Genomic DNA, 19,587 nt, shown 5'->3' with positions numbered 1-19,587 from the left:
CCTCAACCGCAAACGAAAGGCATCCCCTTGTCTCACCAGTACCGTCCGGGCCGCCCGGAAGACATCCCCACCCTCGACCAGCAGGGACTCCGCGACCGCTACCTCGTCGAGCAGCTCCTCACCCCCGGTGAGATCCGCATCGTCTCGACGCACTTCGATCGCGTCGTCACCGTCGGCGCCGTCCCCGTCGACGCACCCCTCAAGCTCGAGACCGTCGACGAGCTGCGCAGCGAGAACTTCCTCGACCGCCGCGAGATCGGCTTCGTCAACACCGGCGGCACGGGAACGATCGTCGCCGACGGCGAACGCTACGAGCTCGCCAAGACCGCCGTCCTGTACCTCGGCCGCGGCACCGTCGACGTGACCTTCGAAAGCGCCGACGCCGCCGACCCCGCGAAGTTCTACGGCTTCAGCGCACCCGCGCACACCGCCTACCCGAACACGCTCGTCACCCCGGAAGAGGGCACGATCCGCGAGCTCGGCGACCAGGTCACCTCCAACCGCCGCACGCTGCGCCAGTGCATCCACGAGAACGGCGTCAAGAGCTGCCAGATCGTCATGGGCGTCACCAGCCTGCACGCCGGCAGCATGTGGAACACCATGCCAGCCCACACCCACGACCGCCGCACCGAGGTCTACCACTACTTCGACCTCGACGACGACCAGCGCGTCGTGCACCTCATGGGCGACCCCAAGGAGACCCGCCACCTCATGGTCGCGAACGGCGACGTCGTCCTCTCCCCGAGCTGGTCCCTGCACTCCGGAGTAGGATCCTCAAGCTACTCGTTCGTATGGGCGATGGCCGGCGAGAACCAGTCGTTCGACGACATGGACTCTGTGCCGATCACCGACATGCGGTGATGACGGAGACGACGAGGATGGTCATCATGGACGACGTGGACCGCTCCCCCGCACCATCTGCAGGGGCCAGCGAGAAGACGCTCCGCGTGCTCGCGGCGGCCCTCGCGCACCCGCGGTTCACCGACATCGTCGCGGAGGCCGGGCTCGCGAAGGCGACCGTGCACCGCATCCTCGCCACCCTCGTCTCGCAGGAGTACCTCGGCGGCAGCGCCGAGCAGGGATACCGGGCCGGCCCGACCCTGCTCGCGCTGTCCGGCCGGGCGCTCGCGAGCGTCGACATCTCCAGCGTCGCCGCCCCTCTCGTGGAGCAGCTCGCGGCCGAGGTCGACTGCACCATCCACGTCGGCGTCGCGACCGACTCGGAGATGGTCTACGTCATCCGCCGAGACGCCGCGAAGCCGTACCGCATGCGATCCCGCGTCGGCCTCGCCGTGCCCATGCACAGCTCCGGTATGGGCAAGGTCGTGCTCGCCGACTGGGCACCCGAACGGGTCGACGCACTCGCCGAGCGCGTGGGTCTCCCCCGACGCACCGACCTCACGATCACCGACCTCGACGCCCTCCACGAGGAGCTCGCACGCGTGCGGGCTCGCGGGTACGCGACCGACCTCGGCGAGAACGAGAGCGGCACCGTGTGCGTGTCGGCACCCATCCGCGACCACACGGGCGCCGTGACACACGGACTCTCCGTGTCGTCGATCGAGCTCGAGTACCCCGGGCACACCATCGAGGAACTCGCGCCCGCCGCGATCGCCGCGGCCGACCGCATCTCGCGGGAGCTCGGGGCGCCGAGCGCGTAAGGCTGCGAGCGCTTCTGCAGCTCAGAGACGCCCGCCACCAGCATCAGCTGGCGGCGGGCGCCTCTTTGCGTCGGGCCCGGCGGCGGGGCGGCCCGGCCTGTCCAACATCAGTGCAGATTCGAGCGATGACACGATTCATTCGCCGAGAACCGCCCATTCAGCACTGATGTTGGACAGCGGTCCCGGAGCGACGGTCCGGCGGAACCACGGCGCCGCCAGCTCGAGGCCCGGTCGCCGACGTCCGCGACACAGCGGCGAGACACTGCGGGCTGGAGACACCGCTGACCAACTTCAGTGATCAGCTGGCCGGTGCAACGCGCTACGCGCCAGAACCGGGCAAATCATCACTGGAGTTGGTCAGAGGTGGAGGCAGAAGTGGGCCCGGGCGGCTCAAAAGCCAGCTCGAGGCCCGGGGAGTGACATGTCGACGAGCGCCAGCTCTGGCACTTCGTCGCGGATGCACGCGAGCGCTTCGGCGATGTCGGCGGCGCGCGTGACCCGGTGCCCGGCGTGCTTGAGGGCGCGTCTCAGCCCCCTTGCCAACTGGTCGTCGTCTTCGCAGAGCAGCACGCGCATGGGGTCGAGTTTATTTCACGCGTTTGTGGGGCTCAGCTCGAGGGAATGTTGGGCCACTCGCTGGTGAGGTACGCGCCGAGAGCTCGGTGCCTGAACGTGTAGAGGGGCCCCTCTGGAGTATGCCGCGCTTTCGGTCGAGTCTCTGCGCGATGGTTCCGTCTTCGGTGGCTCGCTCGTGACCGAGTGCTCTGGCGATCTGTGTGAGCTTCCGGTCGGCGACGGGGAGCTCAGCCATCGCGTGGAGGAACTCGCGCTCCCGTTGTGGGAGACGTTCGAGAATGCGCTCCACGTGGGCTTCTGCTTCATCTCGCGCATGTTGCCAGCCAGCCAGCACATGGTCACGGGTGATGACGTTTCCCGTGTCGGCGTACCAAGCTCGCTCACCCGCTAACTGGAAGAGGAAAGGCTCGCCGTGAGAAAGTTCGACGATCTGTTGCTGAGCCGCCGGTTCCATGAAGATTCGCGTCGGCGAACCGTCCGCGGCGAGGACGGGCCAGCCTTCGGTCACGAACGGCTGAAGGGCCGCCAGAAGGTCATCGTCTTCAATTGGCGCGAGCGTGGTCTTCTGGAAGCGGCGCACGAAGGTGGCCCCTTGACGGGCGCCCGCTACGTCTTCGAATTCCGGCAGTCCGGAAAGGTAAACGGCGATGGGAAGCGCCACCGTGAAGTTCATCCCACCGGGAGCGACTTCAGGTTCTTCATGCACGAGGGCGTCCCCCAGGGCGACGAACACCTGCGAAATCACATCTCCCGACGAAATGTTCTGGATTTCGTCGATGTGCACGAGAACGGCGGTACCCCCTCGTCTGCGCGCCGCGCGGCCGATCTCGACGAGCAGTTCCGTGAGCACCGTGTGTGGATCTGGACTGTCCTGCTCCTCACGGAGCGTCAGCGAAACACCGGCCATTGCGACAGTCTGGACGCGATTGAGGAGTAGCCCCAGCTTCTTATCGCGCTTCTGCGACAGGCCAGCCGTGTGCGCTAGCTCGATCAACGCAGTTGCGACCCGCTTGAGCGGGTCAGCCCCGGAAGGAAGGCGTAGTTGCGGCGTGACCCAGTCACCCTGGGCTGCGGCGAGTTCAGCGGGGTGCGCATGTTGATAACATTATCGAGCACCAGGAAGATTGATAAAGTTATCAACAGCTTGGCGTCTGTCGAGACAAAACTCAGGGGTCGACGCTCCGAGCCTATTGCCACGCACTGCCGGGCTTCAGCGCAGGGGCTTCGAGAACCAGAGCCAGCCGGTGAGGGTGAGTCCCCAGACCAGGAACAGCGGGTCCCAGAGGAGCGCGTGGCCGATCATGGCGTCGTGGTCGTAGCCACCCTCGGGGGTGAGGATGCCGAGCAGCACTGCGCTGCTTGCGACGATGTTGACGAGTCCGTAGAGCACGATGCCGCCGCCGCCCACCCAGCTGATCGCTCGCCAGGTTCTCGGCCACGGCATCCGCTGCGCGTCGACGGCGACGGGGATGAGCGCGGCGAGGGCCTTCACGAGGGCGACCGCGCCGAGCATGAGGCCAGACTCAAGCGGTTCGCGCCTCGAGAACTCGACGGCGACCGCGCCGATGGTCGACAGCAGCCATGTTCCGCCGAGCGCCCAGTAGGCTCTGAAGGCGCCGTGCACGAGGCCGATCGTGGCGGCGACGAGCACGAGAATGCGCGCGGTGCGGCGGGTGCTGGGAGTGCGGGGGCTTCGGGATGTTCGCGCTGCTCGATCGCTTCGCGTGCCGTCGCCCATCCCCTACTCCCCCGGCGTCTGATCGCTGGAGTCCTCCAGGTAGACGAGCCCGTTGCCGTCCGGGTCCTCGAAGGAGAACATGGGCTCGACGCCCTCCCAGCGCAGCACTTCGTCGTTGTGGAGCTCGACGCCGCTCGCCTTGATGCGGTCGTGCGCCTCCTCCGCGTCGGTGGTGCCGAGGCGCACCGCGATCGGGATCTCACTGTCGTGCGGCAGCAGCACGATGCCCACGCTGGAACCGGGCGGGAGCACCTCGACGTAGCGGGCGCCCGGCCACGCTTCGACGTCCATGACGAGCTCGCAGCCGAGCACGTCCGTGTAGAAGGCGAGCGCCGCATCCACATCGGAGACAGGGATCGAGACGCTGATCACGCGCGTTGTCTTAGGCATGGGTCCAGTTCACCGCGCGGGGGCCGCGATGGCCAGAGCTGGGCGTGGATGTGGAGGGAGTTCGGTGGAGAGGGGCAATAGTTCCCGTGCACCGCCGATGTCAACACCCGGACATCACCATGCGAGATCCTTCCTATCGTGTTTAGGATGGAGTCACTGACCGGTCGCATAGTTCGTCGCGATCGCACGTTCGAGTACTTCCAATAGAGATGCGGGCGAACCGCTCGGCAGGGCACGGGACCAATTCGTGCCGACCATCCATTCTTTCTTCGGAGAAGAGAACATGCCACAGTCGATACATGGCCGACGCTCGGTAGTCGTGGGCGGCGCAGGCGCCGTGGGTGCAGCACTTGCTGGACTCTTCTCGTCACCCGACGGCGCAGTCGCTAGCGCCCAGGGACAACCATTCCATCACCGAGCACCAACTGTACTGACTGCAGACGAACAGACGACGATCGACAAAATCGCGGTCGTCGCAGAGGCTAGACGCTTCTCCGGTATCGACCCCACGGGAACGACCGACTCAACCACGGGTTTGCAGGCGGCGATGGACGCCACCCCCGATGGCGGCACCCTATTGATCCCCGCGGGAAGGTACCTCCTCTCAACCGCTATCTCACCGAGAAACGGAAAGTCGATCACCGTATCGGGATACGGCGCCAAACTGGTCGCCACATCCACAAAGTCGATAATCTCCCTACGGGGTACCTACGACGCGACGATCGCTGTTAGCTCAGCAGCCGACACCGCTGTAACCTTCCCCACAGGGAAGGCCGTACCCACCTCGGTGATCAAACTCGCAACGACCGTTGCCTGGACCCCTGGCGACGTCGTGAAGATCGTGGCCGATGACCTCATTGAAGGCTCGCGACCAGGTTCTCGCCGCATCGGTGAATTTGGGGTGGTCTATTCAGTCTCGGGGTCTACCGTCACGTTATCGGGACGCCTCCGCGAGCAGTACCGGACGAACGTTCGCATCACAAGAATCTCTCGTCAAACCATAAGCGTCTTGGGTCTTGAACTCGAATGCATCGGGTCAAATCTATCACAGACTTCCAACGAGGCACTACTTGCCTTTAACCGACTACTAAACCCGCGGATTCAAGATGTCCGTGTAACTCAATCCAGCAATAAGGTAATAAGCCTAAACTCCTGTTTCGGTTACCTGGTTGAGAACGTCGATGTCGGCTACGCTCGCGATGCATCTGGTGAGAGCGCACTCGGCTACGGCATTGTGGACAATTGCTGCAGTTTCGGCAGAGTAATCGGTGGGACATTCAGACATGTCCGCCATGCCTACACCGATGACACGCCAGAAGTCACTGCCAACAATTCCGACCTGACCTACTATGGACGCACGTATGGCACTCTCCTAATCGGAGTCGAGTCCTTCATGACCACTTCGGCCGGTTTCTCGACTCACCACAGCTCCGAGGGCGTGACGTTTGCAGCGTGTCGAACAATGGGTGGCGTTCCCGCCGGCGGAACTCCTGCTGGTTTCGAACTCAGAGGTCGCAGACATCGGATCACAGACTGCACCGCCCATCAGTACGTCTACGGCATCAGTATCAGAACCGAGTCAGGGGGCGGCGAATCTTGGGGCCACCATATTTCCAACTTCAACGCCGAGCGCATGTCCGATGCTGCGATCATCTTCAATGTGAATCAGTCCGGACACCCAAAGCAAAACACCCGTGACACGCGCCTCAACGCGATCGTAGATGGCATCGTTGCCACAGATTGCAACCGCCTGGTGTACTGCGAGAACGCAGTGATTAATATCTCTAACGCGACCTACGTCGCCCCCGAAGGGGTCGACGACGGACTGTACGAGGGATTCTTCTCCCGCAATAGCGAAACACTGGCCCGAAACATAGTTTTGGACTACACCTACAACAAAGCGGGCAAACCGCGTCCCTTCATTACCGGCTCCACGACCGGCAGAACCCCTGGTAGACAAAATACGACCATCACGGATCTTGACGTTCGCATCACGCCTAGCGCCGCTGCAAGGGCGTACTTCGTATTCGGTGGCACAGAGAACCGCATAAACGCCCGCCAGGTGCGCCTCCAAAACCCTTTTCCCTCGATGCCCGGTGAGGCTCACTCGACGTCGTCATGGGAATGGGAAGTAGATTTCATCGATGGCGTCGAACGCACGGATCTGAGCTCCGCCTTTTTCCTACTCCGAGCACCTCTCCTAGTCGATTCACTAGCCAATGTTGCTAGATCCTCAGACAAGACTGTGACTATACAGATACTGGGCGAAGGAAAATCCATTGCAGTCAATTCTCTCCCCAAGGGACGCCGTCGGGGTCAGCAGTGGGTTTTTATGCAGATGACAATGGGCACCACAACATTCGTCAACGGGACAGCGGCGCGGATGGCACTGAAATCTGCCGCCAATCGAGCGCTCACGAAAGGTCGTCGCCTCGAACTGGTCTGGGATGGTGCACTCTGGCAGGAAATGATCCACATCTAACAGGGGTGCTGAGCTTGATCAAGGGGATTGACTTCACCGTATTGTCGCCTTAGCTTCGCCTGCCATCGAACCGTCGGGGCTGTGCGCTCTGACGACGACCGAGTCCGTGCCACTAGCCCGACTGAGGGTAATTGTTCGTTCAAACACTCTAAAACCAGTCCCGGCAACCTCGATTTGACTCTCCGCTCCAAGACCGCTGATGCTGAGCAGGGAGACGGGCCTCGCGTTCGACGAGGAGATGGTGATCCGCACGGACGCTTCGTCGCTGCTGTGTCGGTGCGCTTCGGCCTGCACAATTTCGGGACCATCCGCCATGAGGAACACCGTATTTACATCCAGACGAGTTTCGAACATGACCCCGATGCGATGAATCTCACCGCCGGACATTGAATACCCGGAGGGCTTAACAAACGCGCGAAGCTTGTTAGCTCCGAGGTCGAATAAGACGCGCTTTCCCTTCCGCTCCAACACGATGTGAGAAGTTTCCACTTCTTGATTTTCATCGCCGTGAGAAAACGACGACCCGTCGGAGAACGTCAACTTGTCACCTTCTTTGATGAGGACGGGGATCCGCTGGATGCACTCGCCTGCGCGCTCCGTTATAAACGTGTAGCGCAGCCCCTGATCCCAGTACCCCCAACCCGTCGCGTAGTCAGCCAAGCCAGTGTCTGCCTGTGTCCGCTGCGCGAAAAGTCCAGTCTTTCCTCGAACCTCGTCGACATCGATCACACGGTCCTCAGCGGACGTCCGACTGTCGAAAAACTCGCTCGTGGAACTCGACTGTCGGGTGGTGAATTCGCGGTTAGGCCCGAGCGCTTCCCATCCCTCGGGGTTGTCCGGGTCGTTGGTGCCCACCAGGATCGTGCCGAGACGCGGGCTCCACAGGGTTCCGAGCTGACGCGTCGACTTATCGTTCTCCATCCAGTCGCCAAAGACGCTCGCTGCGTAGTAGCTCGGTCGGCGAACGAAAAGATACTGATCCTTCTGGGAACCGCTTTCGAGCTTCGTAAAACGCTCGCTCGTCAGGACAGGGAGTTGCTTCTCCAGAGCGTCACGCACAGCCCGAGCGGGCCCTTCGGGCGCCAACAGTCCATACATCCACGTTCGAGGTGATGTGTGCGGCTTTACAAGCTCGCTGACCGGTCCCGCCGCGGAGGCAAACTCTTCGCGAGAAGCAGCCTTGTCCTCCCTAGTCGGGAGGAAGAGCGCAATACTCGGCACGTCGTCGAGGAACACCTTCGCCAGCGCCCCTCTGTCTACGAGGTCTCCAGCGGGACGGGACACGGAGGTGGTCACATTCCGCGCGTGCAACGCCGGGACGTGCCAGAGCCCGCCGGTTCCGGGCTCCGGAAGCACAGCGAACGGCATGAAGCCCATGTACCTCCTCACCAACGGCACAATCTCCGGGTGTCCAGTGTGAGCGTGCAGCCAGGCAAGGTCGGGCATCGTGACCGTGAAGTTGTAGCCAAAGTCGACGCCGTAGGGCTCGTGCAGAAAGCCGGCGGGCGCTTGGCCGTGCGCGCACAGGTAGGAGATCCGCTCATATACAGCGTTCTGATCCGCCGGCGGATCAGGCAGGATCTGCAGGGCGCGCTGCGCACCAATCAGACCGGCAGCGACCTGGTTGAACACGCGAACGGGCCGCGTCCAATGCTTCGCCTGGACATCCATGAACCAGCGGACTGCACGCTCGATGCTCCTGCGAAGTTGGAGCATTGCGTCCGGTGAGGCCCCGATCTGCTGCAACGCCTCATAAGCATCGGCCTGGGCGACTATGCCAAACGTCGTGGCAGCCAGGGAGGGCTTTCCCTCGTACTCGGGGTAAGTACCGTCTTGCAGCTGGAGAGACGTGTAGTACGCGACCGCAGCCTCGATACGTGCCAGGAGAATCTCACTACGGTAGAGCGGATTCCAGTCTCGCTTGTTCGCTGCGAACCATGCGAGCGTCGATATGTGCTCCATGATCCGAGCGTTCGTTTCGGTCTGCGCGTTGGGGGGCCTCCACCATCCGCCCGCCATGAAGCCGTAATACTCCGCTTGGGGATCACCGATGATGTCGTTGGCCAGTGGCACTGCGGTCATCAGGTAGGGGGCAAGCACTTGCTCCGTGTCGAGGAATGAAGCTCGATCCGGAGCGGGGAATGCCGCCAGTTGCCCGAGAGGCTCACGCCACCGAATACGTAGATCCGGCACGAATTGTGACGCCAGGGCCAGGCCCCCGAGGCCCAGGGCTCCGTAAATAACCGCGCGCCGCGAGACGCGTCCGCCGCGTGGCTCCGCCTTTTCAGAGTCAGACACTTCAGACTCCTCCATCAAACCTCGCGTGCACCATCAACCACTCTCGAGTGAGTAGGTTCGCACATGCTTGTTACGCGAAACGTGGGTCCCGCATCGTGTTGTGCAGATCGACTGCAGAGGTAGGTGGGGTGGCAGCTCGGCGAAGAGGGCACCGGGATATTCTACCGTCGGTCAGCGCGGTGACGCGCGAGGCCCGCAGCCCGTCGTGCCCGGCATCTGATGGATGCCAAGGTGCGGCGCGAGCTGCGGGCCTTGTGGGATGGATCCCGCTAGTTCTTCGCCTTCGCCGACCGCTGGCACATCAGGAGTGCCGTCGCGCCGACGACCAGCATCGTAAGAGCTACGAGAATCCCTGCGACGGCGTCCTCTGACCCAGTAGTGACCAACGCGTCGGATCCACTGCCTGCTGCGTCGCTGCCGGTGGCCGGGGCCGTCGTCGAAGGAACGGGAGTCGACGTCGGGGATCCGGTGGGCTCGGTCGTCGCGGTGGGCGTGGGCTCCGCGGTCGGTACGGGCGTCACGGCCGGTTCGGCGGTACCGGGCGTGCTGGGCCCCGGCTGCTCGGCGCCCGCATCCACAAGGCTGAGTGTCCCGTCGGCGTTGATCTCGACCTGAGCTGCCATGGCGGCGGCGAGGTTGAGTCGCTGCCAGCTGCCCTCGGCGCCCTCATCGAGGGGGTACCCGGAGTCGATGGCAGTGAGCTCGAGCACCTGACGGCGTTGCTCGGGCGTGAGGTCGGGGTGGCTCGTGATGAGCAGCGACTCGGCGTTCGCGGGGATCGTCACCGCGTCGCCGGCGGGGGCGATCTGCGGGAACTCGTACGACATGCGCTGCTCGTAGAGCGCAAGTGCGTCCTCGTCGGACAGGTACGGGGTGTCGGCGGCGATGCAGTCGGCGAGCGCCGCACCGCATCGGGCCTCGAGGACGCCGCGCAGCTCGGTCTCGGCCTCAGCGAACAGCTCGCGGAACGCGGGGTCGCTCATGCGCCGTTCGACGATGTGCTGGCCCATCATGCGTCCGCTCATGACATCCAGCGGGTAGTGGGCGGCCATGACGATGCGGTTGTTGCCGGCCTCGGAGGTGCGGGCGAGGATCTGCGGGGCGAGCTCGGGCAGCATCATCGAGAGCGAGGTGCCCTGCCAGTAGGCCTGCGAGGTGTGGCCGCTCGGGTAGGCGCCGCTCGTGGAGCCCCAGGCGTCGCCGCCTTCCTTGTCGCGGTACTGGAGCAGCTCGGGGAAGCGGATGTAGGGGCGGTCGTAGTCGAAGAAGTTCTTCGACGGGTTCGACGACGAGTAGTAGCCGACGAGGCCGCCGCTCTTCGCGAGGAGCGCGTCGATCTTCGGGAGTTCGCCCGCCAGGCGCGCGTCGGTGTAGATGGCGCCCAGATTCGTGCCGAGCCCGTCGCCCATGGAGACGGACATGTCGTCGTACTGGTCGACGATCGCGAGCTCTACCTGCTCGGGGGTCGCCGAGTTGTTGATGTCGACGGTCTGGCTGTCGTTGAGCGCGATGATGTCAGCGCGGTCGGTGACGAGCCAGGAGAACTGGTCCATGATCGGCACGTAGTCGTAGTCGGCGTTCGACGGGTAGTCGTAGGCGAGCTGGTCGTCGGTGAACGGCTCGGCGGCGGATGCTGCCCCCGCGCCGAAGCCGGAGAGCAGCACCCCCAGCCCGGTCGTCACAGCGAGAGTGGAGGCGAGGCGTCGTCGAGACGTCGTGATGCGCATGCGGGGTTCGGCCTAACGGTCGGGGGATGAACTCCGCGAGCGTAGGGATCCGGGGAATCGCGGCAGTGTCCGTTAGGTGGACGGCTAGTGAACTTGTTTGTCCCCCAGGGGGCGTCATGAGACGTCGTCGGCGCGGATGAATAATCGCACTTCATCGAGTTGCCGGCCTTTACCCGCGACCACATACTTGGTCTGTCGACGATAGCCACAGACTAGAGTCGGCCGGTCCGCATCTGCCCAGATGGACCAAGACCGCCCCAGCTCCTATCGGAGTTGGGGCGGTCTCGTCAGTAACCCGTGTTAGTCAGTCAGTTGCCCAGCAAAGCTCTTGAGCCAGGGAACCAGGTCTGGCCCCAGCTTCGGGTCCTGGCTCGCGAGCTCGACTGTTGCCTTGATGTACTCGAGCTTGTTTCCGGTGTCGTACCGGCGGCCGCCATAGACAACGCCCACGACTCCGCCGAATGCCTCAGGATCACCTGCAAGAACCTCGAGAGCATCGGTGAGTTGGATCTCCCCGCCACGGCCGGGAGCTGTGCGCTCGAGAACATCGAACACTTCGGGACGCAACAGGTAACGACCGATGACGGCGAGGTTCGATGGCGCGTCTTCGCGGGCCGGCTTCTCAACGAGCCCGGTCAGCTGAATCGTGTCGGGGCCCACGACTCCCTGTTCCCGCGGAATGCTCGTGTCGTACGCGGCGACTCCGTACGCGGAGATCTGGTCAAGCTCGATCTCTTGGAGCGCGACGACGCTTGCGCCGGTCTGCTCGTGTACCTCGATCATGCGCTTGAGCAAGGATCCGCCAGAGGACATAATGTCGTCACCGAGCAGTACGGCGAAGGGCTCGTGGCCGATGTGCTGCTTGGCGCGGAGCACGGCGTGACCGAGGCCGAGCGGGTCGCCCTGGCGGAGGTAGTGGACATCGGCGAGGTTCGTCGCCGCGTTGACGCGGGCCAGCTTCTCGTGCTCGCCGCGCGCCGCAAGGAGCGTCTCCAGCTCGGCAACACGATCGAAGTGGTTCTCGAGTGAGGCCTTGTGGCGTCCCGTGATCATGAGCACGTCAGACAGTCCAGCCTCGACGGCTTCTTCCACGACGTACTGGATGGCTGGGCGATCCACAACGGGGAGCATCTCCTTCGGGATGGCCTTGGTGGCAGGAAGGAATCGGGTGCCGAGGCCGGCTGCGGGGATAACGGCCTTGGTGATTGGTGCACGCATGAGCCAAGACTATTGGACCCGGGTAACCAACAAGTTTCGCTGGCCGACACGTGACGTCTCGTGTACGAGCAGACGTTTAGCGGGCAAGCGCGAGCAAGGAGGTCTGTCTGAGCTTCCGACTAGCCTCATGCACCACCGGGCCTCGCGGCCTGCGGGCACACAGGTTCAGCAATCGGCGGCCCAGCATCAGCCAGCGAAGCTGGCGCGCCTCGCTCGTGACGTACCCTGGGACGGTAGACCATCGGCTCCTTGCGATGCCACGCCGCAAATGCAGGGCGCCTGTCGGTGCTCTCGCGGATTCGACGAGTGGTAAACCTCACGTCTGGAAGCATCCCCTGCGCTCCAGAGCTTGCAGTTCCTACACGTTTCAATCCGTCCTGCCCAGCGACGCTAACAGGACCGCCGCCGGGGCCGGAATCACAAGACGGTCGGTTCCGCTCGATCCGTCGAGGCTGCACCAAGGCTCGAAAATCAGTAAAGACGAGGAGCGATAAGTGCGAGAAACATGGATGGATGCGTTGCGTGGAATCGCGATGCTCTTAGTGGTCTTGTTTCACGCCGGGACGGGAGTTGCCTACTTCGGCGACTTCTACCCCCGAGGTATCGAAGTGTTCAATGAAATCGTCGAGCCTTACCGGATGCCGACGCTCATGTTCCTATCCGGGATGCTCCTCTACAAGTCTCTCAACAAGAGGGCGACAGTTTACTTCAGTGGGAAAGCGCGCAAGATCGCTTGGCCGTACTTCCTATGGAGTATGGTCGGACTCGCACTTGCAGGCGACCTGGCCGCCTCTTACATCCTGAGGATTGCCTACAACCCAGCGGAGACGCACCTTTGGTACCTATGGTTCCTGCTCATCTTCTACACGGCAGCGTGGGTTTTGAGAAAAGTCCCGAGCATCGCCATCGCGCTTGTCGCACTGGCTGCCTCGCAGTTCCTGCCCGAAGCCTTTCGTCTCGAAAAGGCGGCCTTCCTCTTCGCATTCTTCATGCTGGGTAGCTATTACTCCCAGCATCGTCAGCACATCAACGCCTGGGTCAATAAGCCCCTAACTATAACCCTTGCGGTCGTGGCCGCAGCACTGGCCTCTTACGCGAGTGTCGAGGGCCTTAAGGTTGTCTACGAACCGCTGTACGCGCTCGGCGTGGTGGGCATGATCGCCATTGCCATGAACCTCGTTCCTCGAATTCGAAGAGGGCGGACGCGCTCAGCTCTGGAGTTCCTAGGGAGGAACTCGATAGTGCTGTACATCGTGCACCTCTTTGCAATACGTGCAGCAGGCACCGTGATGGCACGAGTAGACCTCACTAACCCATACTTGCAGTACCCAATTTTTGTTGCGATCGGGCTGGTCAGCGGACTCGCCTTCATATTGCTGACGATTCGATGGCCCCGAACGGGACTACTCTTCGCGTGGCCAACTAAGAGGGAAAGAATTCCAACGCAGGAGTAGTTGGGGGACACCCGACGCTTCGAGCGGAACTACGTTCCCAAACGATCAGTCGTCCGAAACTCGGACACACCGACACCCAGCAGACCCCCTCGGCCCTTCGAGCGCTTGCGAGCCATCAGCTTTTTGGGCTTCAGAGATGCAACTCCTAGAGGGTACGATTGGATCACACCGTCCTGCCAAGGAGCTTTGCCGGGCGCATCCCACTACTAGCAGCGCCGACCCATTCATCGACGACTGCCTCATCACACCGGAAAGTCTGAAAAATGAACCAAGCGGAACCCTCATCGAGGTTTACCCCTAGCCGACGCACGCTCTTGCAGGTGGCTACAGGATTCACGGTTCTCGGATTTTCCTCGATGTTCGCAACCAACGCGCACTCCGATCAGGGTGCACTGCAGGTGGCTTCTGGCGTGTGGGACCCTGAATCTGGCATAGGTCAATTGGTTGTTGGCGTACCGGACGAAAGCGGACCTTCACTTTCGAGGTCATTCGTCTCGTTTGAGCCCGATGGCCAGCATAATCTGGTCGAAGATGACCGTGCCATCTACTACTACAGTGGCACCGTGGGCCAGTATTTTGAGGTGAACTTCGAAGGCGTTGATACGGCAATACCCCCAAAGGTCTTCGTGTCTGTCCCGGGCTACACGACACTGCTGGCCGAACTTCAGTCGCTGTAGTAGCGGAGTTTCGAAACTCGCTGAGTGCCCTGATTGGCCGGCGAAAACACTGCAAGGGCTTGCACAGATCCGTTGGCAATGTTCGACGATAGAACACCACCGATCGCAAGGCTACCGGCCACGGAGGACTCCGGCTTGGTAGACGCGGATGCATTAGGCAGCCCGCCCCAGCTGGCACCCGGCGAAGCGCCATCGAAGTAAGGAAGCAAAGCCTGTCCCTTCGTGCGCTGAACGCCGCTGACTTCGATCCAATCTCCGGTAGTCCAGGGTGAACCGCTTACGGGCGCAACAACTTGCAGGCTTGCCCTGACGGCGTTGGTAGGCGCGGGAGCCCACACAGACAGTCGAGTCAGCGTTCGCGCGACTACTTGGACTGCGTCCTGGTTCGTAGCAGCGACCCTGGCGCCAGTGGCAGAGAAGAACACCAGCCGAGCCACAAGCGGTCTACTTTTCGACGCACGCACGTGAGCACTGGCGTTGTACATCTGCCCCGCTTGCACGCCTTCGAAAGAACTGACCTCTGCGCCACCCCCACGGGATGCGGGTGCCGAGGAAACAATAAGACGTCGGGTCGGCCCATTGTCCAGGCCTCCTGTTTGATAGCGACCAAGGGTAAAACCTGGCCCCTCGTTGGTGGAACCGTAACCCCTCGAGTCCGAAAGGAGGCGAGGGTTTGTCGACTCATTGCGGATAGTGCTCGCCCTATCCTCAGTCGGTTGAACGTAAAGCCTACGCCATCTCGAGGCCTGCGGAATGATTGCATATTCGAACGAATCCGCGTCCGGGACGTCAGTCACGGCATGATTTCTCGACGTACCGAATTTCTCGACAGATACGTACCAAACACCGGAGACTCTCATGGCGATCTGGATAGGAGTTGCACTGGGAGTGTCCGAGAGAAGTTTCCCCGTGACGCGATTCATGCGCGCAAGAGGAAGACCCGATATTCCTTCGATACCCGCAATCGCGGGAGCTATGGAAGAACCTTCCCGTGTTAGGAAATCGAAGTCCAAAGATACAAGATTGTGATGCCAGTAGCCTTCACCGGTCGTTAGCCGTGAAAGATCCTTGCAAGTGACACCTCCGTACGAGAAGTAACCCCGATCACGAAGTGCCCTTGGCCCAGAAGTACCAGGGTCCGGCCATTCGCCCGAGCGACTATTCTGGATCGCGAAATCCACCGTGAGCACAGGATCCTTTGTAGCACCCCTCTGGAGCGTTGCCAAACGGACAGCCATCACCTCCTCAGGCGTAAAGGCTCGGTCGAAGATCGCTGCGCCCCCGAGATAGCCCTCTTCGTAGTTCAGGCCGACAAAGTTCCCAGCATTGACACCAGACGCAGCGCCGATGGACAAAACCTTCGTCGTTTGTGATTTGTTGATCGGTTTTCCGGCGTCGTAGGGATTCTTAGGATACGGTCCTTGCTGCAGCGAGTATCCGGGCCGTGGGGCAGGCTCCGTGTAGTCGTTGAACGGCGATGCGTAGCCGTCGACGTAGGCAGTGGTGACACCGTTCTTAATGACTTGGGTGAACATATGCCACTCCTGAGCAACTTGCTGATTGCCCACCGATGCGTAGTCTCGAAGGTACGGGTAACCAGGCGTTGGGCCATCTTGCGCCCCGAAGTTCGCGGAGAATCGCATCATGCCACCGTACATACGCTCCCGAACGTACTGTGCCCAAACTCGCGATGGAACGCTGGTCGACTCACAGTGCAACGCAAAAATGCACGTAGCATTTGTATCTTTGGAAACTGACTTGTGCCAGGTTATCGTCGTGATTTCTTCACTGTAATCGGTGATGACAATAGGATCCGACTGAGGCACCGCGAGGATGAACGCTGTCTTGCCATCCAAATATAGCGACGATCCGAACGGTCCCTTCTCCGCGTCGGATTTCGCGAACTTGCCGCCAACCAGCGGCACAGACCAGGTGTGCGTTCCTAAGGTGTTCACAAGCGGGGCGGCGCTATCGTTCATGTCCCAGAGCGCCACCGGCCGATATGGCCACGGAACTCCTGCAGCTGAAATACTCAAGCACATCTCCCCAGTCTAGATGTTATGTCACTACATGATAGATCTTATACGCACTGGTAGAATTTTGCTCGCCACATGATGCCCCCGGAACATCGACGACTCCCTTCCACCGACTCTGACGACGAACGCAGGAGACGTGGTAGGAGACGTGGGGAAGTCAACACATCATCAAGCCCCACGGCGAGCCGCTTGCCGACCTCAGAGCCGAGCTGAGAGTCTTCTTGCACCTGTCCTGCATCTCCGCAGACTGCACTGACTCCACTTTGCGCGTTCGCGTTCCCGGTCACTACGAGACAGCGCACGAGGCACGTGGCGGTCCTACGCCGATTAGACGCAATCGTTCGTGATAGCCAGCGCTTTGACGAAAGCGGCTGACTGATACGTGTACTGCTCGACAACGTGCGCCAAAGAGAAGCGTTCGGCAGGCCAGACGACGACGGACTCTCCGCTGTAGCAACGAGCCAGGTACAGACTGGCTCTCGTCGCATGCGTGCGAGATGTGATGACAATGACGCTCCCCCACCCGTTCTCGTCGCTCAACCGCTGAAGAAGCCCGACTTCTGCCTGCGTCGTGAAAGGGTTGGATTGCTCGCAGTGGACCGGGTAGCCCTGGTCGACTCGGCACGTCTGAAGGTTCCTCGCCCCGAACCGTTCGTGCCCGCTGTTTGTCGACACCACCAAGTTCGCCGCCTGCCCGGCCTCAATCATCTCTTTAGCAAGGTCTAGACGGGACGCCGTTGCTGGCCCAAGAACCAGTATGACGTCCGCCCTGCCGGCCTCCCCCGGGGTCGGAGCGAAGATTGGCCTCACCGGAGTGAGGACCAAGCACAGGAGAGCCGTGGCCACCAAGGTGCAGATGCCAGGACTGCGACGAGGTCGATCTCCACTTCGCGCTCGCAAGCTCGGGAGCGGACGACTGCTCAAGATCTCAGCGAGCTGCGGCCTCGAACGGGCACGAGCGCAACCTCCGACACCGACACGACCGGCGTCGCCTTACTCGTCACCTGCTGCATAGAAAAAGCAAGGCAGAAGAACAACAACGCCGCCATACCCGGCGCGAGCATCCCCCAACCAGTCCAAGAGATGAGAACGAAGGCTGGAAGGTAAGCGACCACAGCCCTGGCGTAGTCACCCTGGCGACTGACGAGGCGCATGGCGAGTACCGATCTCACGAACATGTAGAGGAGCGGTAGGAAGAAGAGCAGTGCGCCGATAATGCCGAGTTCGACGATCTGCAGCATGAACGCATTGTGCACAGGCCACCCCTCGGCCGTCAGGGCGTCGCGCATGCCCACGACCCGCACATAGTTGGCGGGCCCAACTCCGAACCAGGGCGTGTCAGCAAACTGAACAAGCGCGACCTCCATGAAGTGCTCTCGCTCACCGCCAACGGGGTCCTTGTTGAATCGTTCAAGGATGGAATCGACGAAGAAAAGCGAGACGACACCCACGAGGGCCGGGAGCAGGAACCTCCGGCTGAAGAACTTGGTGTCCCGGGGCTGAAGCAACGACCACACAAGGATCATGGCCAAGGCAGAGACGAAGTTCGCCCGACTCGCCGACAACGCGATCGGGACGATCGAGAGCAGCAAACCAAACAGCGCCAACTTCCTGGTTGTCGCATCAGCGGCCCTTGTCATCGGCATCAGAAGCATCATCACCAGCGTGAGGACTTTCCCGATCGTCGAGGGATGCGTGAAGGTTCCATTGGCGCGACCACCTTCGAGGTCGAGGCTGCGTCCCGTGAGCTCGAAAATGGGTACGCCCAGAGTTTGGAGGGCGGTTACTAGGACTTGGAACACGACGATCAAGACCAGGAGAACTGTGAAGCTCCGGTCGAGCTCGGCTCGATCGCGGAACGATGACCCCATAAAAGCACCGGCAGCCCACGCAAGCATGATGTAGACGATGTTCATGGTGCCGCCGGACTGTCCGGCCCCGCCGTCCCAGATGAAGGCCATACCGAAAGCGAGGTAGGCCGCCAGTGGAACGAAGAGCCATGGAGAGCTCTTCCTCCAGAAGGCCACTAGACCGACGAGCCCTACGCAGGCCACAATCACGTAGCTCGCCGAAACGGTGACCGTTCCTCGACCGCCCGTGGTCTGGAACACTGCGAGGACAGCCAGCAGGATCGCCAGAGACGCGACAGCTCGCAAAACGGGCTTCGCCGGCAGCATGAGCGCAAGCAATCCCAAGCCCAGAGCGACCCAAACGATCTCAATCATGCGAACCCACCGTCCTGCCCTCGAACATCTCGTGCGTACGCCTTGTCATCGGTCGCATCACGTTACGCGCTGACGGCATCGTTGTACACACCAAGGTGGGCATCGACGGCGTCGGCCCACTCACGGCCACTCATGTCGGGTCCAGTTGGGCGGGGCTTCGCAAGGAAACCTTCCACAGCCTTCGAAAGCGTCTCGAGCGAGAAGCTATCCACCAGACAGACCCACTCTTCACCGAACTCGGACACCAGAGCTCGATTGACCGGTACGTCCGGGACGATCACCGGTGTACCCAGACTCAGTGCCAGCAGTAGAGCTCCGGAGTTGTACATCTTCCTGTACGGGAGCACGACCGCGTCTGCTCGCTGTATCAGCTCAGACAGATCCGAGTCGCTGACGCGCTCGAGCCTGAGCGTGACCCTTCCGTCTGCCTGCGCGAGTCTCCTGAGCGCCGTCGAGAGCGCCTCGTCCGGAGATGATCCGGCCACCACCAGCTCGGGTAGAACCCGAGCCGTGTCGGAGCGATACACCTCAATGAGCTGCTCTACGCCCTTGTAAGGCCTGATGCCCCCGAAGTAGAGCAGGTTTGCGCGACCGGCGCTCACTTCCGCAGCACTAAGTGAGGGTCCGTAGCCTTCCCAACTCCTGTAGTGCCCGTGAGGAATGACGACATCGTGCGCGTCCATGCCCACATCGTAGGCGTTGAGATAGATTCGTCGGCTCTCCATCGTCTCCAGCCGACGGACGAAGAACTTCTCGAGCAGACTGCCAGCCTCGTGCGCATCAAGGTTGTGGACGGTCCTGACCACTTTGATCTTGCTCGCAGAGAGCCGGAGGAGGAGGAGCACACCCGCCAGGCTGCGGAGAAGTTCGGTGACGCGGCCCTTGCCTCGCACCATTGTCTCCGGCCAGTGGACGTGCAGGACGTCATAGCGCGAGAGAAGCGCGGTCTTCCAGGAGAAGAACTCGACGTTGGCCGACCGCGCGACGCCTTCCGCCAACATGGTGGTGTAAGGATTTGAGGCTCTCGAGGGCGCTGGAACTGAGTACAGCACTGTAAGCCGACGATCGCCGCCCGCAGCGCGGCGCTTGGAGTTCTTCATGAAGC

Annotated in this window: 16 protein-coding genes; 5 read left to right on the top strand and 11 right to left on the bottom strand. The window is 61.8% G+C overall.

The annotated features are described in order from the left end of the window. Positions 1-27: 27 nt before the first annotated feature. Together kduI and ABVF28_RS01145 are read left to right on the top strand one after the other, a co-directional pair. Complete coding sequence (kduI, locus tag ABVF28_RS01150; protein WP_371029180.1) at positions 28-861, top strand: 5-dehydro-4-deoxy-D-glucuronate isomerase; 834 nt, start codon at positions 28-30, stop codon at positions 859-861. Positions 862-887: 26 nt separating this feature from the next. Beyond that, positions 888-1,661: an IclR family transcriptional regulator gene (locus ABVF28_RS01145; protein ID WP_371029179.1), complete on the top strand. Its 774-nt coding sequence runs from the start codon at positions 888-890 to the stop codon at positions 1,659-1,661. 390 nt (positions 1,662-2,051) lie between these two features. Here the strand turns inward: ABVF28_RS01145 and ABVF28_RS01140 are convergent, their stop codons facing one another. From ABVF28_RS01140 to ABVF28_RS01125, 4 genes are all read right to left on the bottom strand, one after another. Then, positions 2,052-2,237, bottom strand: a complete 186-nt coding sequence (locus tag ABVF28_RS01140) for a response regulator (protein ID WP_371029178.1) — start codon at positions 2,235-2,237, stop codon at positions 2,052-2,054. Positions 2,238-2,247: 10 nt separating this feature from the next. After that, positions 2,248-3,144 carry an ATP-binding protein gene (locus ABVF28_RS01135; RefSeq protein WP_371029177.1) on the bottom strand — a complete coding sequence of 299 codons (897 nt, stop codon included), beginning with the start codon at positions 3,142-3,144 and terminating at the stop codon, positions 2,248-2,250. A gap of 303 nt (positions 3,145-3,447) precedes the next feature. Continuing rightward, entirely contained in the window at positions 3,448-3,975 is a 528-nt protein-coding gene (locus tag ABVF28_RS01130; RefSeq protein WP_371029176.1) for a DUF3995 domain-containing protein, read from the bottom strand. A 3-nt stretch (positions 3,976-3,978) separates the two neighbouring features. Further along, positions 3,979-4,365 carry a VOC family protein gene (locus ABVF28_RS01125; protein ID WP_371029175.1) on the bottom strand — a complete coding sequence of 129 codons (387 nt, stop codon included), beginning with the start codon at positions 4,363-4,365 and terminating at the stop codon, positions 3,979-3,981. A gap of 283 nt (positions 4,366-4,648) precedes the next feature. On the opposite strand from ABVF28_RS01125, the gene ABVF28_RS01120 reads away from it, so the two are divergent. Further along, positions 4,649-6,847 (top strand): hypothetical protein, encoded by a 2,199-nt coding sequence (locus tag ABVF28_RS01120; RefSeq protein WP_371029174.1) that lies wholly within the window; start codon positions 4,649-4,651, stop codon positions 6,845-6,847. 33 nt (positions 6,848-6,880) lie between these two features. On the opposite strand, the gene ABVF28_RS01115 is transcribed toward ABVF28_RS01120, so the two are convergent. The 3 genes from ABVF28_RS01115 to ABVF28_RS01105 form a co-directional block, all read right to left on the bottom strand. Then, the gene (locus tag ABVF28_RS01115) at positions 6,881-9,145 is read right to left on the bottom strand and encodes a hypothetical protein (protein WP_371029173.1); all 2,265 of its coding nucleotides are present in this window, start codon (positions 9,143-9,145) and stop codon (positions 6,881-6,883) included. A 269-nt stretch (positions 9,146-9,414) separates the two neighbouring features. After that, a complete protein-coding gene (locus tag ABVF28_RS01110) occupies positions 9,415-10,827 on the bottom strand; it encodes a phosphatase PAP2 family protein (RefSeq protein WP_371029172.1) in 1,413 nt (470 codons plus the stop codon). 345 nt (positions 10,828-11,172) lie between these two features. Then, positions 11,173-12,090, bottom strand: a complete 918-nt coding sequence (locus tag ABVF28_RS01105; RefSeq protein WP_151422147.1) for a UTP--glucose-1-phosphate uridylyltransferase — start codon at positions 12,088-12,090, stop codon at positions 11,173-11,175. A 494-nt stretch (positions 12,091-12,584) separates the two neighbouring features. On the opposite strand from ABVF28_RS01105, the gene ABVF28_RS01100 reads away from it, so the two are divergent. Both ABVF28_RS01100 and ABVF28_RS01095 read left to right on the top strand, forming a co-directional pair. After that, the gene (locus ABVF28_RS01100) at positions 12,585-13,544 is read left to right on the top strand and encodes an acyltransferase family protein (RefSeq protein WP_371029171.1); all 960 of its coding nucleotides are present in this window, start codon (positions 12,585-12,587) and stop codon (positions 13,542-13,544) included. Positions 13,545-13,864: 320 nt separating this feature from the next. Next, positions 13,865-14,221 carry a hypothetical protein gene (locus ABVF28_RS01095; protein WP_371029170.1) on the top strand — a complete coding sequence of 119 codons (357 nt, stop codon included), beginning with the start codon at positions 13,865-13,867 and terminating at the stop codon, positions 14,219-14,221. Here the strand turns inward: ABVF28_RS01095 and ABVF28_RS01090 are convergent. The 4 genes from ABVF28_RS01090 to ABVF28_RS01075 form a co-directional block, all read right to left on the bottom strand. Next, complete coding sequence (locus tag ABVF28_RS01090) at positions 14,209-16,200, bottom strand: hypothetical protein (RefSeq protein ID WP_371029169.1); 1,992 nt, start codon at positions 16,198-16,200, stop codon at positions 14,209-14,211. The two genes, ABVF28_RS01095 and ABVF28_RS01090, sit on opposite strands and share 13 nt — an antisense overlap. 384 nt (positions 16,201-16,584) lie before the next feature. Beyond that, entirely contained in the window at positions 16,585-17,067 is a 483-nt protein-coding gene (locus tag ABVF28_RS01085; protein WP_371029241.1) for a YdcF family protein, read from the bottom strand. A gap of 110 nt (positions 17,068-17,177) precedes the next feature. Continuing rightward, the gene (locus ABVF28_RS01080; RefSeq protein ID WP_371029168.1) at positions 17,178-18,482 is read right to left on the bottom strand and encodes an O-antigen ligase family protein; all 1,305 of its coding nucleotides are present in this window, start codon (positions 18,480-18,482) and stop codon (positions 17,178-17,180) included. 62 nt (positions 18,483-18,544) lie between these two features. Further along, entirely contained in the window at positions 18,545-19,582 is a 1,038-nt protein-coding gene (locus ABVF28_RS01075) for a glycosyltransferase (protein WP_371029167.1), read from the bottom strand. Positions 19,583-19,587 lie beyond the last annotated feature (5 nt).

It is taken from the genome of Pseudoclavibacter sp. JSM 162008 (assembly GCF_041366455.1).
Taxonomy (GTDB): Bacteria; Actinomycetota; Actinomycetes; order Actinomycetales; family Microbacteriaceae; genus Pseudoclavibacter.
The sequence above is the reverse complement of the archived record's forward strand: the minus strand, read 5'-3'. Positions and strand labels throughout refer to the sequence as shown.